Origin of the sequence: Bradyrhizobium sp. PMVTL-01, from assembly GCF_051861855.1 — a bacterium.
Taxonomy (GTDB): Bacteria; Pseudomonadota; Alphaproteobacteria; order Rhizobiales; family Xanthobacteraceae; genus Bradyrhizobium.
Genome location: NZ_CP193982.1, coordinates 2,572,785 through 2,592,271 on the forward strand (window position 1 = coordinate 2,572,785; position 19,487 = coordinate 2,592,271).

The following is a 19,487-nucleotide window of genomic DNA, read 5'->3' on the forward strand; positions in this document are numbered from 1 at the left end:
AATTCTCCAAAACTACCAAGAGGTTGCTGGCCGGCGCTGGAGGTGAGCTGGCCCGGGCCCCGGCAAAGACCGACTCGTCAATTGACACTTCTCCCACAATAGGCATATTCATGCAAATCCGGTTTATAATGATAAACAGGATAGATAGGTTGGATGAAAGGGAGCGGAGCATGACGGTCGGGTGGAACATCCCGGAAATCTGGGCGGCGATCCACACGCCCTTCGACGCCTCCGGTGCCATCGACGAGGCCGGAGTCCGCCAGAACGTCCGCCACTACATCGCAGCCGGATTGGCGGGCGTGTTCTGCAATGGGCTGATCGGCGAAGTCTGGTCGCTCACGCTGCAGGAGAGAAAGCATGTCATCGAGGTCATTGCAGACGAGGCGGCGGGACGCCTTGGGATTTCCGTGGTGATCTCGGGTCCCTCGGTGGAAGAAACCATCGATCTCGGCGAGCACGCGCGCCGGCTTGGCGTCAGCCACGCCGTGCTGATGGTCCCAACCTCCGGGCCGCGATCCCCTGCTCAGCAGTTCGCGTATCTGCACCACATCTGTGTCCGCTTGGAGATGCCGATCGTCATCTTCAACGCGCGAACTGCCGAGGGCAGTCCATTGGATCCCGGCGTTTTCACGCAGCTCTGCTCGCTACCAAATCTCAAGCTCCTGAAGACGACAGGCAATGCCGCCGAGAACGCGGTGCTTCGCCAGGCCGCGCAAAACGGCGTCCTCGTGTCGGACCCATTGGAAGAGAACTTCTTCGCCAACATGCAGGCCGAGGGTCAGTCGATCCTCTATGCCGACCCAGAGCCGTACCTCTATCAACGCGGCGAGTTTCGCCCGATCGCGGACTACGTGGCTCTATTGGCGGCTGGACGGACGGTAGAAGCAACGCGCATCTGCGCTTCACTCGCGCCGCAACGGATCATCTTCAATAAGTGGATCATGGACCCGCTCAAGCGCGGTCACATGCCGAACGCCGCGGTCAAGCATTGGTGCGATCTGATCGGCATGGCGGGCGGTGCGGTGCGAGCGCCAGTCGCCCCCTTGTCGGCGACTGAAAAGCGGGAGCTGGAATCCGACCTCATCAAGTGTGATGCGCCGGGCCTTCGGTCTGCCGCCGAACGCATTTCGTCGTGACGTGCTGACTGCAATCTTCAACGGAGAGGAACATGACTTTGAAGCCTGTCGACCGTCGCTCGGTGCTCCAGATACTGGCCGCTGCCGGCTCCGCACCACTCTTTTTTAAGAGCACCGTCGCCCATGCCGAAACCCCGCTCACCGTCGGAATCCTGTATTCCGGGTCCAAGCAGGATTACGGCTTCAACCAGTCCCACGCGCAGGCCGCCGCGGCGCTGAAGAAGCTGCCCGGCATCAAGGTGATCGAGGAGGAGCGCGTTCCGGAAACGATCGCGGCCCAACGGAGCATGGAAGGCATGATCCGTCAGGACGGCGCTCAACTCATCCTTGCGACGTCCTTTGGCTACTTCAAGCCGCACGTTCTGGAGATGGCGGCCAAGTATCCGGATGTCACCTTCTCTCACACCGGCGGCGTGTGGACGGCGGGTATGCCCGAGAACATCGGCACGTTCTACGCCTACATCTTCGAGGCGCAGTACATTTCGGGAATCGTGGCTGGCCACATGAGCAAGAGCAAGAAGCTCGGTCTCGTCGCTGCAAAGCCGACGCCCAATCTTCTGCGCAGCATTAATGCATTCGCGATCGGCGCGCGTTCGGTCGATCCGGCGATTCAGGTGCAGGTCATCTTCACGGGCGACTGGGTGCTTCCAGTCCGCGAAGCGGAGGCGGCGAACACGCTGGTCGACCAGGGCGCCGACGTCATCGCCGCCCAGGTCGACAGTCCAAAAGTTGTGATCGAGACGGCGGAAAAGCGCGGTGTCATGTCATGCGGCTACCATTCGAGCCAAGCCGATGTCGCTCCCAACGGCTATCTCACGGGCGCCGAGTGGAACTGGATCACGCCCTATCTTGTATATGCCGGCAGCGTGCGTGGCGGCAAGAAGCCAGAGCACTATCTCCGTGCCGGCTTTGGCGATCATTTCGTCAAGAACAGTCCGTTTGGAAAACTCGTTACACCTCAGGCGCGCGCAGCCGCCGAGACGGCGCGGGCAGACCTCATCGGCGGCACGCGCGTGATCTACAGTGGCCCGCTCAAGGACAACAAGGGCAACGTCGTCATCCCTGCTGGCGTCATGCAGAGCAGCAACGACCGTGCGCTCGACGGCATCAATTATCTCGTCGAAGGCATCATCGGCCAAGTCTAGGAGGCGCTCTTGTCTTCGATCTCCGAAATCGAATCCGTGCCTTCGAAGCCGCTGGTAACCGCAGCTCAACTGAGCGTGGCCTTGCCTGTCCTGGCGGTACTGCTCGCGTCGGCCATCTTTGCGGCGTTCGTAGCCTTGTACGGACAGAACCCCGCGACGGTGTTCGGTCTGATCGTCCAGGGTGGCTTCGGTAGCAGCTTCGCTTGGCAGGATACCTTGTCGCGCGCAGCTCCTTTGGTCCTCGTGGGGCTCGCCGTTGCGATCCCCGCCCAAGCAGGTCTGGTGATTATCGGCGGCGAGGGAGCCTTGGTGCTGGGCGGGCTCGCAGGTGCCGTTGTGACGCTGCCGTTCGCGGGGGCGCACGCGCCTCCCATGCAACTCCTCATGTTGCTGGCCGGCGCCTTGATCGGAGGACTTTGGTTCGGTCTGGCCGGTGTGCTCCGTCAATACCGCGGCGTCAACGAAACGATCTCGAGTCTGCTGCTGTCCTATATCGGGATCGCAATCTTTCATCATCTGACGGAAGGTCTGCTCCGCGACCCGGCAAGCCTCGATAAGCCGTCGACCCACCCGATCGACCCATCCTACATGCTGCCGGTGATGTCCGGTGTTGGCGTTCACGCGGGGCTTGCCATCAGCATATCGCTGGCCATCATCGCCCACCTCGTGCTCCGCTACACGCGTTGGGGTTTTGCCCTGCGGGTGGTCGGCGGAAGTGCCCGCGTCGCGACGATGATGGGCCTTGCCGTCAATCGCTGGATCATCGGTGCCTCGGTCGTGGCAGGCGGTATGGCGGGAGTTGCCGGCGCGATCGAGGTGGCCGCCGTGCAGGGGACGGCCAACTCCTCGCTCATCGTTGGCTATGGCTATAGCGGAATCCTCGTCGCGTTCCTGGCGCGACACCAGCCGCTTGCGATTGTCGCTGTCGCGCTGTTGATCGGCGGCATGCAGGCAAGCGCCAGCCTGTTACAACGGCGTCTCGGACTTCCGGATGCGACGATGCTGGTGTTTCAGGGGCTGATCTTCGTCTGCGTCCTCGTCGCGGACGCAATTGCGCAACAACTCCGAGAAACGACGCGGAGGTAAAGGATGGACGGTATATCAATCGGCTGGCTTGCGCTGCCGCTCGCGATCCTGGGTGGGGCCATCCGTGTGTCGACACCTTTCATTTTCGTTAGCATCGGCGAGCTGATCACCGAGAAATCGGGGCGTATCAATCTGGGCCTTGAAGGCACTCTGATGCTCGGTGCCATGGCGGGATACGCGATCTCCTACCTCTCCGGCTCGCCCTGGCTCGGCGTGCTTTCCGCGGGAGTCGCCGGGATGACGTTCGGGCTGCTGCATGGCCTTCTGTGCAGTGTGAAGCGCGTCAATGATACCGCGATCGGGATCAGCCTGATCGTGCTAGGTACGGGCCTCGCGTTCTTCCTGGGCAAACCGCTGGTCGAGCCCAAGGCGCCGCGGCTTCCCTCGATCGCACTCGGATTCTGGTCGAGCGCACCGCAGGTGCGAGCTGCGCTGGACGTCAACGCACTGTTCTTCCTCGGAATTGCATTGGCTTTCGCGGTCTACATCTTCCTGAACAGGACGGGCTGGGGGTTGATGCTGCGCACGGTGGGAGATAGCGAGGATGCGGCACGGTCGCTTGGTTTTCCCGTATTGCGGGTGCGCATCATCGCGACCATGGCGGGCGGCTTTCTCGCGGGCATCGGCGGCAGCTTCCTATCGCTTTCGTATCCGGGAAGCTGGAGCGAAGGCCTGTCGAGTGGCCAAGGCATCATGGCGGTCGCGCTCGTCATCTTTGCCCGCTGGCGTTCGATCAATGCCCTCGGCGCATCGCTGTTGTTCGGCGGGGCAGGCGCTCTCGGTCCTGCTCTCCAGGGCATCGGCGTGACCGGCTACTACTACCTGTTCAACGCGGCTCCCTACATTCTGACCCTTGCAATCATGGTGGCGTCGACGTCGCGGGCTGCTCCGTTTGCCGATGCGCCGGGCGAGCTCAAACTCCACCGGTGACGCCGTGACGGGAATTCATCCTCGAAGGATAGTCCGATGACCGCTCCGCAAGTCGAGCTCAAGAACATGACGAAGCGTTTCGGGGCAAACCTCGCCCTGAACAACGTATCACTGCTGATTCGCTCGGGCACCGTCCACGCCCTGCTCGGCGAGAACGGCGCCGGAAAGAGCACGTTGGTCAAATGCCTGGTGGGCTTTTACCATCCGGACGAGGGCCGCATCCAGGTGGATGGGCGCGAGCACCGGCTAAACTCGCCGAAGGATGCCGATTCGCTCGGCATCGGCATGGTGTATCAGCATTTCACTCTCGTGCCGTCGATGACCGTGGCGCAGAATCTGGTCATCAGCGGTGCGAGATTGCCGGCCTATATCAACTGGCAAAGCGAGCTGAAACGGCTGGGCGAAGTCACCAGCAAGCTTCCGTTCCACGTGCCGCTTGACGCGCGCGTCTCGCAGCTCGCTGCGGGCGAGAAGCAGAAGGCTGAGATCGTCAAGCAACTCTATCTGGGGCGAAAGCTACTCGTCCTCGACGAGCCGACATCAGTGCTCACGCCAGCAGAAGCCGATGAGGTGCTCGGCTATGTTCGCAGCCTGACGCGGGCGGGCGAGCTCAGCGCCGTTCTGATCAGTCACAAGTTTCACGAGGTCCGCCGGTTCGCCGACGACGTGACGGTGCTGCGGCGCGGCGCGTCAGTGCGAACGGGGGCCGTCGCCGATTTGACGGACGACGCTCTGGCAGAAGCTATGATCGGAGAGCCCGTCAGCAAGATGGTGCAGCACGCGCCGAAATCACCGCCGAAGTCAGACATTATCCTCTCCGTCAGGGACCTCTGCGTGAACGGCGACAATGGCCTTCCGGCCGTGAAGGATCTCTCGCTGGAGGTGCGAGCAGGCGAGATTGTCGGGATTGCCGGCGTCTCCGGAAATGGCCAAGTGGAGTTGGTCGAGGCCATGATGGGGCAGCGATATCGCAGCGGTACGACGACCGTCTCCGGATCGCCGTTCAACGGTACGCGAAGGGAAATCGCCCGCCTTGGCGTGTATGGCTTGCCTCAAGAGCCGCTGAAGAACGCCTGCATCGATCGCATGTCGCTGGCCGAGAACCTCGCCCTGCGTAACTTCGATCGGGCGCCGCTCTGCCGCGGTATCGCGATGAACTATGGCGCGCTCGCCAAGCAGGCCGAGAGGCTGGTCGCTCAATTTCGTGTCAGAGCGCCTAGCCTGACCGCAAGCATGAGCACGCTGTCCGGTGGCAACGTGCAACGGGCCGTACTGGCGCGGGAGCTCACACAGGACGTTCGCTTGCTGGTCGCGTCCAATCCAACGTTCGGACTTGATTTTGTTGCGTGCGAAGAAACATACCGTCGGATTCTCGGGGCACGGAATAGGGGAGCGGCAGTCCTGCTCATCTCGGAAGATCTCGACGAGCTAATCGGCCTAGTCGACAGGATCCTCGTCATGAGCGGGGGCCGGATCGTCCATGAGGTCTCGGCCGAAGGCGCCGACAAGCGCGTGATCGGCAAGTACATGGCGGGAATGAAGGCGGCCTGACTCGAGGGTTCGCGTCGGATCAGAATCTAGAAGGAGACGTTCGTGGTCACGCAGATCAATCATTTCATCGATGGCAAGCAGGTCCCGGGCAGCACCGAACGCAGCTCGCCGGTCTTCAACCCGGCAACGGGCGAGCAGACGGGCCGTGTTGTGGCCGCCAACGCGGCCGTGGTGGCGGCCGCGGTAGCCGCCGCGAACAGGGCGGCACAGGGTTGGGCCGACACGACGCCTCTCAGGCGTGCACGCGTCCTCAATCGCTTTCTGCGGATCCTCGAGGATCGCGCAGGTCAGCTTGCCGACGTGATCGTCTCCGAGCACGGGAAGGTTCACTCCGACGCACTCGGCGAAGTTCAGCGCGGAATGGAGGTGGTCGAGTTTGCCACGGCCGCTCCGCAGCTTCTCAAGGGCGAACTTACGGAGAATGTCGGTACCCGCGTCGACAGCTATTCTACTCGCCAGCCGCTCGGTGTCGTCGCCGGAATCACGCCCTTCAATTTTCCCGTCATGGTTCCGATGTGGATGTTCCCGGTCGCTCTCGCCTGCGGAAATGCGTTCATTCTGAAGCCATCTGAGCGCGACCCATCGCCGTCGCTCATCATGGCGGAGTGGCTGAAGGAAGCCGGCCTGCCGGACGGTGTGTTCAACGTGGTGCAAGGCGACAAGGAAGCTGTCGATGCGCTGCTGCATCACCCAGATGTTTCGGCGATCAGCTTCGTGGGCTCCACGCCGATCGCGCAGTACATCTATTCGACGGCCGCGAACACCGGGAAGCGCTGCCAGGCGCTGGGAGGCGCCAAGAACCACATGATCGTGATGCCCGATGCCGACATGGATCAGGCGGTCGATGCATTGATGGGGGCCGCCTACGGTTCCGCCGGCGAACGCTGCATGGCGATCTCAGTTGCCGTGCCGGTCGGCGAGGGGACGGCGGAAAAGCTGATCTCTGCGCTCGAACCCAAAGTCCGAGGCCTGAAGGTCGGGCCGGGTACCGACCGCGAAGCGGAGATGGGGCCTCTCGTCACGAAGCAGCACCTGGAGAAGGTAAGGAGCTATATCGATGCCGGTGTCGCCGAGGGTGCAAAGTTGCTGGTCGACGGACGCAGGTTCAGGATGCAGGGCTATGAAAATGGCTTCTTCGTGGGCGGAAGCCTGTTCGATCATGTCAAACCGAACATGAAGATCTACAAGGAAGAGATCTTCGGACCGGTGCTGTCAGTCGTTCGATCGCCGGACTACGCGACAGCCGCGCGCATGATCAATGAACACCAATTTGGCAATGGTACCGCCATCTTCACGCGTGATGGCGATGCCGCGCGTGAATTCGCCCATCAGATCAAGGTGGGGATGGTCGGCATCAACGTTCCGATTCCGGTGCCGATGGCCTTTCACTCCTTCGGTGGATGGAAAGCATCGATCTTCGGCGACCACCACATGCACGGCCTTGAAGGCGTTCGCTTCAACACCCGAATGAAGACGGTCACGAGCCGCTGGCCCACCGGAATACGAGCCGGTGCCGAATTCGTCATGCCGACAATGTCGTAGTACAACTGCAGCCAAGTCTTTGGATACCGGTTCCTCCCTGACTGCGAGGGCCTCTCAGGCCCTCGCTTCTTTTCAGGCGACTTCATCCGCCACAAGACCCCTTCGGCGCTGGTAACGGTGCTGGTCGCCGCAACGGCGCAAAACCTCCGCAAGCTCGCAAAGTTGATCCCGCTGCTAGCTCGGCTAGGCCGCTCATCGTGACGTAATCGTGTCCGCTGCGTCCTGGCCGTAACGGGTAGCGAGACCGAAATAGCGCCCCTTTGCGAAAAAAGATCGCTTTCGACGCTACCGGCGCCAAGACCCTCAGCTTAGAATTGCGCTTGCCCAAGGCTCAAGAACTGTCTCATGCGAAGGACTGCTATCGTAGATTGGCCTTTGTGGGGAAAAGCGGTAGCGCTCCCCGGCTGCCAACCGTACGATTTTGCACGCTACCACCATTGCGGAAAGCCGCCGAACGGGAGCGGCCGCGGTGCAACGACCATCCATTATTTCTTATGTTTGGAACCTAGTAACTTCTTAATTCATTTTTTTGCCCACTCTGCGGAGGCGTCCGGCACGAGCACCATGAACAGCACCACTATCAGGGCCGCGACTAAGCGGGCAAGGACAACCTCGTTCAGCGCGCTGCTCTCGCCTTCATCAAAACGAAGAGGTGGGAGCCCGCGGCGGTCACCGAAAGGACGCGTTTCAATTTGGCAGGAAGCCTTTAGAGTGGTCAAAGCCGGCCTTTGGCCCGAACAAAGCAGACACGTGGCGACATAAGCTAAGTTCAGCCACGGACCAAAGCCAGCCGTACCCGCTTGGGCGGCTTCCGCTCGAAGCAGAACGCAGCTTGAATATCTGGGGGACCGCATCAAACTGCTATCGTCGCGCGGGTGACGGCTAACTTGACCGTTGCCCCCATCGACTGCGGTGTTCCATACATGCACGAGCGCCAGAGCCACTCGACAGGACCGAACCGATAGCGGCGCAGCCACCACGCGCTGAACACCACCTGCGCGCCATATACGAAAATGCCGATAACCAGTGTCGCGGCCACGCCGAGGCGGCCAAATTGGCCTAGACCATAACCGTAGAAGATCCAGCCGCAGATCACAGATTGCGCGAGATAGTTGGTGAACGCCATGCGGCCAAGCGGCGCGGCCCAGCCCAGCATCCTCCGCCCGCCCGAGAGGTTCACAGCGGCGATGACCGCGGCCGCATAACCCAGGGCCAACACGACCGCCCCCAGCTCTTCCACCATCGGATGCGCGCTCCCCAGTGACGGCCAATCGAAGAGCTCTTGTCCTGCTACCGCGAGACTTAATGCGCCGCCGAGAAGAATGCCAAAGGTTGCGACGACGAACAGCAAGCGCCGGTTCGTCGAAGCGCGACGCAAAACCCCGCTACGCCACGTGAAGGCGCCGACCAGGAACAACGCGACAGTGGGCGGCAAGCCCATGACCTGCAGCGGAAAAATCACCGTCACCTCGTGGATCCGGAACGCGAGTACATCGAAAAATCCGCCGGTGCCGTAGGCACGCGTCGCGTCCGCGGCAAGCGCGGCCATCTCGGCTGCATCCGGCAGCGGCACGATCGGCGGTAGCAACAGCATGGTCACGTAGAGCCCCAGGAGCAGCAGGGCTGCACCAACCATGAGCCACCGCGCCCCGCGGAGGAAGGGCAGCACCACGAAGCCCGCAAGCGCATAATGGACGAGAATGTCGCCGTCCCAGATCAAATAGAGATGCACCAGGCCGATCGCCAGCAACACCACCAGCCTGCGCACGAGCAAGATCACGCGCCGTGCATTGCCCGCAAGCCGCTCGAATTGGATGGCGAGGCCGACGCCGAACAGCAGCGAGAACAGCGTAAGCGCCTTCGACTGGACGGCGACCGTCAGCACAGCCGCCACCGCGCGGTCGAGCGGCCAACCCGGCTCCGCGTTCAGCAAGACCGGCGCGAAGAAGGAGACCCGAAATATGGTCACGATGTTCATGGCGAGCACGCCGAAAAGGGCCAAGCCCCGCAGCACGTCAATCGCGTCGAGTCGCTCCGACGAGCTCATAGGCTTTGCAGGCGCGTCACTCGCCGTTGACGCGGTGCGCGAGCCAATGCTTCCGCTGGTCATTGCAGGACCCCCATTTCCGGTGGAGAGATTTAGAATCCTGCCTCGTGCCGCGTCAAACTACCTGAATTGGGGAGCTGCATCGAACCGTGACAAATTGATTCAGTGCCAACGCGCGAGGAAATAAACAGGATTGGCGTTGGGCAAAGACGGCTGACTTGGCTAGCAAGCATGGGATCTCCCAGGCGACGATCTATAATTGGAAGGCCAAATTCGGCGGCATGGACGTTTCCGAGGCGAAGCGACAGACGGTCTTCGAAGCGGAAAACGCGAAGCCGAAGAAGCTTCTATCCGAGCAGATACTCGACGCGGGATATTGTGGTCTGACGTCCAATTCGGCACCTGACGGGATGTAGTCATGGCACCGGGGAACGACCGACGAGAACGGTGAGCAATCCGCCGCCCCACAGACGCGCCGCTGCTCTCTTGGCATCCTCCAACGTTACGGCATCCACCACGGCGTCGTGTTTTTCGAGATAGTCGATAGGCAGCTTATCAAGCTGATGCCGCAACAGCGTTCGCGCAAGCTTCGATGTTGTGTTGAGAGCTAGTATCTGCGAACCCTTCAGGTAAGACTTTGCATCATCGAGTTCCTGCTGGATCGGTCCTTTCTCGGCAAGGTGGCGGACCTGGCTCTCGATCTCTTCGACTGTCTCGCCGGCGCGGTCAGCCCGCGTGCCGCTATCGCCCACGAACACGGCTGAATGATCCATCCAGACCAGCCGCTCGCTGACGAAATAGGCCAACCCGCGCTTCTCTCGGACTTCGCGGAAGAGCCGCGAGGTCAAACCGCCGCCAAGAATGTGGTTGACGACAGAGGCTGCCATGAAATCCGGTTCGGTGCGCCGGACGCCGGGACCGCCGAATGTCACAAACGTCTGAGGTACATCGAGCGGAATGAAGATGCGCTGCGGCGGCTTTGCTGCAACCACGTCCGCAACTGGCGTCAAATTCGAGCTGGCCGGCAGGCCCCCAAAAGTCATGTCGAGCAGTTTGCAGAGGACCTCTGGATCGATGTCGCCGACCACTGCGATGTTGAGTGTGTCTTTTGCGATTACGCCTCGGACATAGCCCTTGAGATCTGCTACGCCGATCTTCGGGACGCTCTCGAGGGTACCTTTGGCCTGCCGAGCATAAGGATGATCCTTGAAAGCGACCTCAAAGAATTTGCGATCTGCGAGCGACGCCGCGCGATCACAGATCGGCTTTACGCCCTTCTTCAGGGGGGGCGCGTCAGGTCGAGATCGGCACCGACGAGCGGCGAGCGACGCAACGCACTCAAGATGCCACCGGACTTCGGTGACTCGCCAGAAACGGCTTGTTGCACCGCTGCGCCGAAGATCCCCAGCTTCTGGCCCTTCCTCGGTCAACTTACGGGCGAGCGTTCTGATGAAGGTCGCGGTCGATCTTGAGGGCGCACGATGCCCCGCTTGGTCAGCCGGGATCGGTAATTTTCGATCGTCGTTTAACCGGCTGATTTCGGTAGCATGGCAGTCACGAATACGCGGCCCCAAAGCACTGGTCGGACCGCTATCGGCGCTGAGGTGCGCCTGCCATGCGGCACGGAGCGAGATCTCATCATCCGGAAACAGTCTGTTCAAATGTTCGAGGAACTAGCCTTCGCCTAAGAAATAGAGCCAATTCAGGTACCGGCCGAGGATCGCGCGAGGAATGCGCCCATCGGGTGTGCCATCAACCAATTCCGCTTCGAATACCTGCCGGATGGTCCCGTTCCAGCCGTCGCAACGGCGACTGACCCCATCCAAAATTGCCTCGCCCGGTGAGTTCGGGCGCGGCATTACCTTGCGCGGGAGCCGGCCGCGATCTTGCGGCAGCGTCGCACCACGATCATGCGAGCTTCGCAGGATGGACGCGTTGCCCGAGCTTCAGTCGCAAGAAACCGAGGGCGCGTCGTCGTGCTTGAGGTGTCGCTTTCGGACATTGTAACTCACCAGCCAGATCACGCCCACTGAGATCGGCACGAAGGCTGCGGTCAGGAAAGAGGGCTCTACTCGCAGTCCGACGTCATGCGCGCCCTTGGCAAGATAGCTAAACAAGCTGACCACATAATATCCTATCGCCGCGACCGACAATCCTTCGACCGTGCACTGCAGCCGAAGTTGCTGTCTCGCGCGCTCGTTGATAGCCTGCAACAGGTCACGATGTTGTCGTTCGATTTCGACGTCGACACGGGTTCGCAACAGATCGGTAGCACGCGCGAGCTTGACAGACAGAGCCGCCTGACGATCCTCTACAGTCGCGCAGGTTCGCATTGCGGGCGCCATGCGGCGCGCCAAAAACGACGACCAGGTTGGATAACCCGAGACATCGTTGCCTTCAATGATGGACAGTCGCGATTGGACCAGCTCGTTGTAAGCCCTGCTGGCGCCGAAGCGAAACAGGCTGCCGGTCGCGCCTTTTTCGAAGCAGGCGGCCAGCGCCGTCAACTCGGCAAGCAGATGGTTGTTGAACTGCAGTCCCTCACCGCTTTGCATTTTTTCGAGTGCCTCAACAAGGCAGCGGTCGATGCGATCAACGGAAGGTGCAAGCTCAAGGGCCGCCGACAGGCCAAGCAGCGCCAGTGGACGATAGGTCTCGATCTCCAGGAGCCGTTGCACCAGCGCTCCGAGATCGTGCGACGTCAATCCGAGGTCGCAGACGAGGATTTTCGTAAAGCCTTTTTCGTCGACGCGGAAGTCTGAGGCGGCAACGCCTGCGCCGCTCTTTGTCGCAACCATGGCCAGGCTGTTCTTGTCAAAAACATGTTCGGCGCGCCTGGTGGGCTCGGCGTCCTGCTCCACTTCTAGCCTGATCGCGACCAGCAACTGTCCGGTCTGACGCAACGCGCGGATCAGCTTTCGGACAGTACCATCAACTTTGTCAAATCGGTCTGCGGCAGAACCATTCGTGTTACTCCAGATCCAGGTAAATGTTGTGAATTCCGAATGCTGCTCCCAACGTAGCGTAGCGGGCCCGATGACAATCTGATGAAGTTTCGCCGATTGCTCAGGTGGCGGAAGATTGCGCTCGAGGCAAAAATCGATAAAACGGCAGCGATCGCTTGTGGCCGCCTCACCCTGCGCAAGAAAAGCCAAGTGGATCACGCTGAATGGCGAAACAAGGCGCGTGAAAGGGCGCGCGTGCACTTCGCCGAGCACGGCGTCGCGTTGCGGATGTGGCGTGAAGGTTCGCAGATCCAATTCATCGACCATGTATTGACGCCTCTCTTCAGGGTGAGCAAGCAACCGTCAGCCGCGCAAGGCTTGGCAAGCAGGAGCGTCTTCCGTTCGCCCAGCGGGGTGAAGAAAGGCGACCTCCGGTGCGGCAACCGCACAGTCGATTGACAGATCGAGGCCCAAACACGACTCCCATCTTGCTGCTGCCCTGATGCGGAGAGTCGGTGCAGGATTTGGGCCAGCACTGTAGAAGGGGCACGCTCGCGCCTTTGGCGAAATGTGACTTTCGAAAACAGTTGGAGGCGGGTTCCAGACATCAAGCGCGCTTGTATTCTGACAGGATGCATGCGTGGCGCAGGCCGCAGCAAATTGCCTGCTTCGCACGGTGATCGCTCGCCAGGCGGCTACATTATCTGAGACGCGCTGTGGACGGATTTGTCCATGCAGAGGCCGGCGACTGACCGCGCCGGACTAGCCGGGCAAGGCCTGGCCGATGGGCTGATAACGTCACGTTACGTGAGTTTGACGTGATCACAGCCGGAGCGCACGCCGTCATCGTCTTTTGAGGTGACATTCAGGGCAGTGCAAGCGCCGCGGCTCGACCGCAGTGAGGCAGATACGCGGCGAATGTCGTGAGCGATCGACCGAATAGCGGCGGATCACAAGTACGGCCGATTCGACTTGGCGGGCGTATTGCTCGAGTGCGGTCGTGGAGGTTTTGATCCGTCGTAGCCACGCGGCCGAGTCCGGTTTCCGTTGAATTCGCTCGCCCGTCTTTGCGGGACGCGAGGATCGCCACGCTCGTTGATGTCAGCTCTGTTTCCGATCGAGCATACGAACGGCCTCTTCGATGGATCGATCTGGCCGAAGGCCGGCTAGGAAGCCTCGATCGCCTATGGCGCAACAGCGGCGTCACAACTTTCATCCCTGCCGGCTGCGCCGTCATTCCTCGCAAAACAAGAAAGTTCCTCCTTTGCTGTTGAGCCCCTGCGGGGTGCGGCGTCGATCGCCTCCGGCCTCTCGATCATCATCAAGGCCGCAAGGTGCGGGCTCGGAAAACAGAGATCAAGGAGAACTACCATGGCGACGATCGGACGACCGGCACCAACCAGTCCGGCCGCTCAATCTGCCAAAGGAATGGACGGACGACCCCGTTCGCCTGAAAGCCGCGCATGTCCGGAGCGATGTAGGCTTTGCGACGTAGCCCAAGATCGCGCGTCGAATGGTAGCTCGCGCGATCGCCGCAAAGGTGCCGTTCCCGTTCGGGGCGCCGGACAACGTGTATGGCACAGGTGAGATCGAAAGGCTGCTGCGCAAGGCGGGAAGGCTGTGTTCTTGGGGGGCTTTCAATCACGTGTTCCGTTCCTGGGGCAAGCAGCAGCCTGTCGCAGGCACCGCATCCGCGATCGCGCAGAGCCTTCCCAAGAAGGCCTGGCACCGCTCGGCGTCCGGCGAAGGGACCAAAGGTCCGCGCTGGCACGACTGGGCCTATCTTGGCCGATCTCGACGCTGGTGAATACAATGACGATCTTGCCGGAGAATCGAAGCGGGGCCTTCTGAATCCATCGCAACGTTACTGACGCCAGTTTGGCTTTCTTCTCCACATGGTGTCCCAAAGGGCACGTCCATGCAGAAGCTAGTGTTGGTGGGAAGGCCATTGCTGGGCTATCGAGGACAGCTTCGAAGTCGCCAAGAACGAGCTCGGCTTTGACCACAACGAAAGCCGCTCCTGGCATGGCTGGCATCGCCATGTCTCCCTCGTCATGCTGGCCTTCGCCATGATGGCCGTCATCCGTCATCGAGCCAACACTGGACCATCGCTCAAAAAAGCGCGACGGGCCTCGACCGATGCATCGTTCTTGATCCGCTTGTCGATCCAGGAAATCCCCGCATCGCCATGAAGCTTGCCCAACGGCGCATCTCGCACGGCCGCATGGTCGTCCTGGCGCAGGGCTCATCAGGCCAACGGCGCGCAAAGCCCATCTCAGCAAAAGTGTAACTGTAATGCTAGTTAGGACACCCGACGGAACACACCAAGACAGTGTTGTCGTTCTCAGGGGCAAATACAGCAGTGCCATTAGCCCACTACAATAATAAAAAACATAAGTCCCGTACGCACACAATTACTCGTTCCGGTCAATCAACTGGCCCTAGCGAAGAACATTGGGTTCCAAGCCCAGCGCGCCCATTCGCTTCACGACGCGGGCGTCGTTTGGATGATAGATCCGCTCAGCTTCTTGGTCATCCAGGTAGGACTATTGTAAGTTGACCCCAGGCGCTCATATCATGCGACAAAGCCGGGGGCCGACTTCCTCGAAGCCGTTGCGCAGATAGAAGTCGAGGGTGCGCTTCCATTTCGGCTGCCACGGTGCTCCGACCTCCAGCCGCTTCCATCCTCGCGCGCGTCCTTCGGACAGAGCGACCGCGATCAGATGAGGCGCAATGCCCTGCGATCGCATGTCGGGGCGAACATAGAGCTCCGAGATTTCTCCGAACTTGCCGCCCGCGTAGATCGCAGTGCATTCGTTTAGAACCATGACGCCCACCGGCTCGTTATCTCCGCAGGCGATCACCGCGACGACGCTGACATCCGCAAGAACTGCCGCCGCGCTTTGCGTGACGATTTCGATCCCCGGGGCCATCCGGCCCAAGAGCTCGACTTGGAGAGCATAAACGAAGCGGGCGACGGTTCCGGCATCTGTGACTTCAGCGCGGCGTGTGGATATGACGGGCATCTTTCTTTCCTGTTCCGCTTCGCATCGGAATTGAATCACTCTGCGCCACGAGCGTCAGCCTGACATTTGTGATGCACTCCACCGCATTTTGACTCTCGGGAGCCCAGCTCAATCCCTCTGTGATCGCAATCTATAGATATCGGCCATCTCCTTCCTCGGTACTGAATCCTTTACCAGTCACGTGTTTGGAGACCAGCTCTCTGGAATGGTAGCTATGGATCCCCGGCCAGAAGGACCCCTGGGTTAGGATTCGATAACCAATCACAGGATCCTCTCGGTCGTCGAGAGCGATCGGGTCGAGACGATAACTCCCTATTTTGCGCATTTCACCGGCGCCAACCATTGCTCGACTAAGGCAACCAACGTCACCAGCGCGCCGGCCGCCACCACCGCGGACCCGATAATCATCTCCCCGCCGGTCTCGCGCTCGCCGCAAAGGCGCCCCGCCAGGTAGCCGCCCAGCGTGATCACCAGAAGCGCCAGCTCGTTGAGGTCGCTTCCATGGCCATTGATAGAAAGCGACACGCCAACCGTCACCACAAAGGCGACAAACAGCCCATCGCGCACGTTGAACGAGTCAACAACGCTGCAACCAGCGCGGCCAGGGGTGTGACAGGACAGGCCAGCAACAAGCCGGTCACCACGGACCCGGCACCGAATAGACAGTGCGCCAGCACAGCAAGCGAGCTCGCTGAGATTAGAATGCCGAGTAAGCCCTCGAACAAATGAAATCTGCAAATTACCCCCATTACAGCACGTTTTGACGCACGCTCCGCGCGAAAATCACTCCTTCCTCCCGCGGCAAAGTCGATTTGCGCCGGAACCGCCTCGCTTGGCGCGCTCTTGCTACAAAAAAGACCCGCGCACAGGTTCGCAGCACGCGTCGGGCTTTGCACAGGCAATACGCCGCTCCGGCCAAGAGTTGCTCGATCGTGTTGGGATTTTCGACGATGAACTCGGCTTCCCGGTCGGGTCGCCTTGACGCCGACGTCCTGGGCGGTATGTACCGCGTCAACAAAGAAGCGGTCCGGCCACGACCTTCGATTTGGTAGAGAAGGTGCTGGCGTATTGCCCTCTTGGGCTGCGGAGCCTCGCCATTGCCCGTTCGCATCTAGCTTCACTGGTGCCCGAACCCGGGACACCACGCGGCTTGGCTTGGTCAGGCCATGAGCGCGTTGCCTGCCGCGGCGTCATGCTGCCATGAGTTTCGCGAGGGCCGTCAACGCTTCGCGCTCCTTGGTGGCGATTCACGTGCGCAATTTGACCTCGTCAAATGTCCAAGCCTTGAATAGCTTTGCCGCGCCAGGAATTTCGCCCCGAGCTGCCGCTGCCTGTATAGTTCTCTTGTTCTCGCCTGTCATTGGGCGACATCTTCAATCTTGATGCGTTCGGATGTCCCGTTCATCGGTTCTTCGCGCCAATCACGGGGCCCTATTACTGTGTGGTGCTTTCGGGGCGGGTAAGATTTGGCTGCTTTTCCTGGCGCTTCAATCGTGTCTGCTTGTCGGCGTGTATGTCTGCATCCCGACGCGAAGGCGCAAATGATCGGCCCGGCGCGGCACAGTTCATTGATTTTCTCTTCCTCAAGCAAGTCTCGCACAGATACTTTTGCGGCATGCTGATTGCACGAAGACGCTAAAGGACCGTTTCGCAATAGTAGTCGCTCGTTCAACGACGCAGGAGATATGAAAGTTCTCGATCGTATGCAAATTGATACCAAACACTGGCCCCGGTGAGGCAGGTCCCCAATTAAGCGAGCGCTTCCAGCGAACTCCATTTTGTCCATCGCAGGTCCCTCCGTCGTTCTTCACGACGACCGCAGATCATGTCGTTCACGCAAACAAAAAGCGAAGCTCCCGGCACAGGATTTCTGATGAGCTCTACGCAAGCAATTCGTGAACGCCTGCGCGACGCCGGCGCGTCGTTTGCGGCAAACGACAATATCGCAGAATATCTGCTGCCCGGTGACATTGATGTGATCCAAGCCGAGGTCGAGCAGCACGTACAGGCTGTGCTTGAGGCCCTGGTTATCGACACCAGCCGCGACCACAATACCAAAGCTACCGCGAAGCGCGTTGCCAGGATGTACGTGCGCGAGGTTTTTGCCGGGCGCTTTGAGCCCGCGCCCGAGGTTACGGACTTCCCGAACGCGAGCGGCCTGAACGAACTCTACACGTTGGGTCCCATTGCCGTGCGCTCGACGTGCTCGCATCACCTCGTACCCATGACCGGCCGCATGTGGGTTGGCGTGGTGCCCGGTGAAAAAGTGATCGGTATCAGCAAATTTGTGCGCCTTGCCAACTGGATCATGTCGCGCCCGCACATCCAGGAGGAGGCCGCTGTTATGCTGGCGGACGAATTGGAGCGCCGTATCCTGCCGAAGGGATTGGCCGTCATCGTTCGGGCGCAGCACCAATGCATGATCTGGCGTGGTGTTCGCGAGACTGACACTATCATGATAACCAGGCATCATGCGCGGTGCTTTTCGCGACAACAGGACATTGCGCAGCGAATTTATGGCACTGATCGAGGATCAACCGTGACCTACCTATCGACGAAGACATACGGTCATGAAATCGGACTATCCGCCACATTTCGCCAGTGGCGCGCGCTGTCACACTGTCGTCTGCTGCACGGTTACTCGTTGTCATTCCGCTTCGAGTTTGAGGCCGACACCCTAGACGACAAGAATTGGGTCGTTGATTTTGGCGGCCTCAAAGAGCTTAGAGCGATCCTCGAAGACACGTTTGACCACAAGACCATCGTAGCTGCGGACGATCCGGAGCTTGAATGGTTCCACGAAGCGGCGCGGCGCGGCGTGGCGGATATCGTTGTGCTACCTGCTGTCGGTTGCGAAAAATTTGCCGAGCACGTCTACGGCATCGCGAGCAAGTGGCTGCTGACAGAGCGACTTGCTCCGCGTTGCCGGCTTGCATCTGTCGAAGTCAAAGAGCACGGTGCGAACAGCGCGATCTATCGGCGAACGAGCCGTGCTGCCGGTTAACGAGATCTTTGAAAGTATCCAGGGCGAAGCCTGCAGGAGCGGCACGCCGTCCGTGTTCCTGCGGCTACAGGTCTCTTCGCGCAAGCGGAGATCAATGCCATCCCGGAAACAGCTGGGGGACGAGATGATCGGCTTTGCCGCCCAGTGACTGATCGAGCTGGAAGAAGGCGAGACCGGAGCGGCCTACGGCGAAAAGAATCCCGAGCGGCTGGCGCAGCGCAACGGCTACCGCGAGGAGGGGCGGGCTTCGTTTTCCCGATACCTACCGCCGACATCGGAGTGGTTCCGGAGAACCACACCTGCTGCAACCAAGCCGCATGCTTCAAATATCGCGCAAGGGCTGCCCCGTACATTAAGCACGAGAGCAGGCCTTTGTCGGGCACTTGCTGGGCCGGTTGTCGACATTAAAACTCAATGCCAGAAACCTGACACTACGCGGCGCTACGAAGTGTCTGCTGAGCCTGCGAATTCACTTCGGCACGCGATTTGCTCTGTTCACGGCAAGTCGCCAATCGCACTGCGATGGTCTTCCGACGGACCGCCGCGTTCGCGTCTGGTCCCCTCCGACGGTTTGCTGTGGCAGTGACTTGGCGCTCGGTGTTGACCGAGAAAATGCAGGCAAGTGTTGGATGCGATCTAGAGTGCTTCTTTTGGGAGCCGCAACAATCGCGCCCGTCGCGAGCGGTGCAACCAAAACGGCGAACCTTGAGCCAGGAGTGAAACTGCCAACGGTCGTGTGGGGCTGGTCCGGAGGCTATATTGGCGGAGAGGTACCGTCGAACCTCCTTCACCAATCCCTACGGTCAGTCGATCTATGGCGATGCCGACACGTTCGATGTCACTCGGCACAACCCGCAACTGTCGATTGGCGAAGGGCCGCATTTCTGCTCGGGCGCTGCGCTGGCGCGCCTGCAATTGCGATGCGCCTTCCCCGCTCTGTTCGTGCGACTGGAGGATCTGGCGCTGATCATCGCCGCGGAGGACGACGTCTAAATGCCGTCTTACATCATTCGCTGCCCGCAGCGCCCGCCGGTCACCTTCCGCCCTTCCATCGCTTAGACAGTGAAGTGCCACC

General features: G+C 60.4%; 13 protein-coding genes and 3 pseudogenes. 11 read left to right on the top strand and 5 right to left on the bottom strand.

Annotated elements, in window-relative coordinates; translation table 11 throughout:
* The first annotated feature begins 170 nt into the window (after positions 1-170).
* Genes ACRQ5Q_RS11600 through ACRQ5Q_RS11625 form a run of 6 tightly spaced genes read left to right on the top strand, consistent with a single transcriptional unit; the run spans position 171 to position 7,390 of the window.
* Positions 171-1,136 (top strand): dihydrodipicolinate synthase family protein, encoded by a 966-nt coding sequence (locus ACRQ5Q_RS11600; RefSeq protein ID WP_439397855.1) that lies wholly within the window; start codon positions 171-173, stop codon positions 1,134-1,136.
* 32 nt (positions 1,137-1,168) lie between these two features.
* The gene (locus tag ACRQ5Q_RS11605) at positions 1,169-2,281 is read left to right on the top strand and encodes a BMP family ABC transporter substrate-binding protein (RefSeq protein ID WP_439397857.1); all 1,113 of its coding nucleotides are present in this window, start codon (positions 1,169-1,171) and stop codon (positions 2,279-2,281) included.
* 9 nt (positions 2,282-2,290) lie between these two features.
* Positions 2,291-3,367, top strand: a complete 1,077-nt coding sequence (locus tag ACRQ5Q_RS11610) for an ABC transporter permease (RefSeq protein ID WP_439397859.1) — start codon at positions 2,291-2,293, stop codon at positions 3,365-3,367.
* A 3-nt stretch (positions 3,368-3,370) separates the two neighbouring features.
* Positions 3,371-4,297, top strand: coding sequence for an ABC transporter permease (locus ACRQ5Q_RS11615; protein WP_439397861.1), 927 nt, complete (start codon positions 3,371-3,373; stop codon positions 4,295-4,297).
* Positions 4,298-4,333: 36 nt separating this feature from the next.
* A complete protein-coding gene (locus ACRQ5Q_RS11620; protein WP_439397863.1) occupies positions 4,334-5,848 on the top strand; it encodes an ABC transporter ATP-binding protein in 1,515 nt (504 codons plus the stop codon).
* A 42-nt stretch (positions 5,849-5,890) separates the two neighbouring features.
* Complete coding sequence (locus tag ACRQ5Q_RS11625) at positions 5,891-7,390, top strand: CoA-acylating methylmalonate-semialdehyde dehydrogenase (protein ID WP_439397865.1); 1,500 nt, start codon at positions 5,891-5,893, stop codon at positions 7,388-7,390.
* An 853-nt stretch (positions 7,391-8,243) separates the two neighbouring features.
* Here the strand turns inward: ACRQ5Q_RS11625 and ACRQ5Q_RS11630 are convergent.
* Entirely contained in the window at positions 8,244-9,500 is a 1,257-nt protein-coding gene (locus ACRQ5Q_RS11630; RefSeq protein WP_439397867.1) for a DUF418 domain-containing protein, read from the bottom strand.
* Between the two features lie 140 nt (positions 9,501-9,640).
* Between ACRQ5Q_RS11630 and ACRQ5Q_RS11635 the strand changes: the two are divergent.
* Positions 9,641-9,805 (top strand): annotated as a pseudogene (locus ACRQ5Q_RS11635) (transposase); the annotation flags it as partial.
* A gap of 48 nt (positions 9,806-9,853) precedes the next feature.
* Here ACRQ5Q_RS11635 and ACRQ5Q_RS11640 read toward each other — a convergent pair.
* Both ACRQ5Q_RS11640 and ACRQ5Q_RS11645 read right to left on the bottom strand, forming a co-directional pair.
* Positions 9,854-11,098 (bottom strand): M16 family metallopeptidase, encoded by a 1,245-nt coding sequence (locus tag ACRQ5Q_RS11640; RefSeq protein WP_439397869.1) that lies wholly within the window; start codon positions 11,096-11,098, stop codon positions 9,854-9,856.
* Positions 11,099-11,383: 285 nt separating this feature from the next.
* Positions 11,384-12,709 carry a DUF3422 family protein gene (locus tag ACRQ5Q_RS11645; protein WP_439397871.1) on the bottom strand — a complete coding sequence of 442 codons (1,326 nt, stop codon included), beginning with the start codon at positions 12,707-12,709 and terminating at the stop codon, positions 11,384-11,386.
* 1,078 nt (positions 12,710-13,787) lie between these two features.
* On the opposite strand from ACRQ5Q_RS11645, the pseudogene ACRQ5Q_RS11650 reads away from it, so the two are divergent.
* Positions 13,788-14,574: pseudogene (locus tag ACRQ5Q_RS11650) on the top strand (IS701 family transposase); the annotation flags it as partial.
* A 378-nt stretch (positions 14,575-14,952) separates the two neighbouring features.
* Here the strand turns inward: ACRQ5Q_RS11650 and ACRQ5Q_RS11655 are convergent.
* Positions 14,953-15,408 carry a GNAT family N-acetyltransferase gene (locus ACRQ5Q_RS11655; RefSeq protein ID WP_439399790.1) on the bottom strand — a complete coding sequence of 152 codons (456 nt, stop codon included), beginning with the start codon at positions 15,406-15,408 and terminating at the stop codon, positions 14,953-14,955.
* A 312-nt stretch (positions 15,409-15,720) separates the two neighbouring features.
* A complete protein-coding gene (locus ACRQ5Q_RS11660; RefSeq protein ID WP_439397873.1) occupies positions 15,721-15,975 on the bottom strand; it encodes a hypothetical protein in 255 nt (84 codons plus the stop codon).
* Between the two features lie 1,258 nt (positions 15,976-17,233).
* Between ACRQ5Q_RS11660 and ACRQ5Q_RS11665 the strand changes: the two genes are divergently transcribed.
* From ACRQ5Q_RS11665 to ACRQ5Q_RS11675, 3 genes and pseudogenes are all read left to right on the top strand, one after another.
* Entirely contained in the window at positions 17,234-18,412 is a 1,179-nt protein-coding gene (locus ACRQ5Q_RS11665) for a GTP cyclohydrolase I (RefSeq protein WP_439397875.1), read from the top strand.
* Between the two features lie 121 nt (positions 18,413-18,533).
* Positions 18,534-18,738 (top strand): annotated as a pseudogene (locus ACRQ5Q_RS11670) (IS256 family transposase); the annotation flags it as partial.
* A gap of 433 nt (positions 18,739-19,171) precedes the next feature.
* Entirely contained in the window at positions 19,172-19,405 is a 234-nt protein-coding gene (locus tag ACRQ5Q_RS11675; RefSeq protein ID WP_439397877.1) for a cytochrome P450, read from the top strand.
* Positions 19,406-19,487 lie beyond the last annotated feature (82 nt).

Excerpts from the sequence above, each read along its gene's own strand:
- ACRQ5Q_RS11615 (WP_439397861.1), top strand. The coding sequence starts at position 3,371 with ATGGACGGTATATCAATCGGCTGGCTTGCGCTGCCGCTCGCGATCCTG.
- ACRQ5Q_RS11645 (WP_439397871.1), bottom strand. The coding sequence starts at position 12,709 with ATGGTCGATGAATTGGATCTGCGAACCTTCACGCCACATCCGCAACGC.
- ACRQ5Q_RS11665 (WP_439397875.1), top strand. The coding sequence starts at position 17,234 with ATGTCGTTCACGCAAACAAAAAGCGAAGCTCCCGGCACAGGATTTCTG.
- ACRQ5Q_RS11620 (WP_439397863.1), top strand. The coding sequence starts at position 4,334 with ATGACCGCTCCGCAAGTCGAGCTCAAGAACATGACGAAGCGTTTCGGG.
- ACRQ5Q_RS11605 (WP_439397857.1), top strand. The coding sequence starts at position 1,169 with ATGACTTTGAAGCCTGTCGACCGTCGCTCGGTGCTCCAGATACTGGCC.
- ACRQ5Q_RS11600 (WP_439397855.1), top strand. The coding sequence starts at position 171 with ATGACGGTCGGGTGGAACATCCCGGAAATCTGGGCGGCGATCCACACG.
- ACRQ5Q_RS11630 (WP_439397867.1), bottom strand. The coding sequence starts at position 9,500 with ATGACCAGCGGAAGCATTGGCTCGCGCACCGCGTCAACGGCGAGTGAC.
- ACRQ5Q_RS11655 (WP_439399790.1), bottom strand. The coding sequence starts at position 15,408 with ATGCCCGTCATATCCACACGCCGCGCTGAAGTCACAGATGCCGGAACC.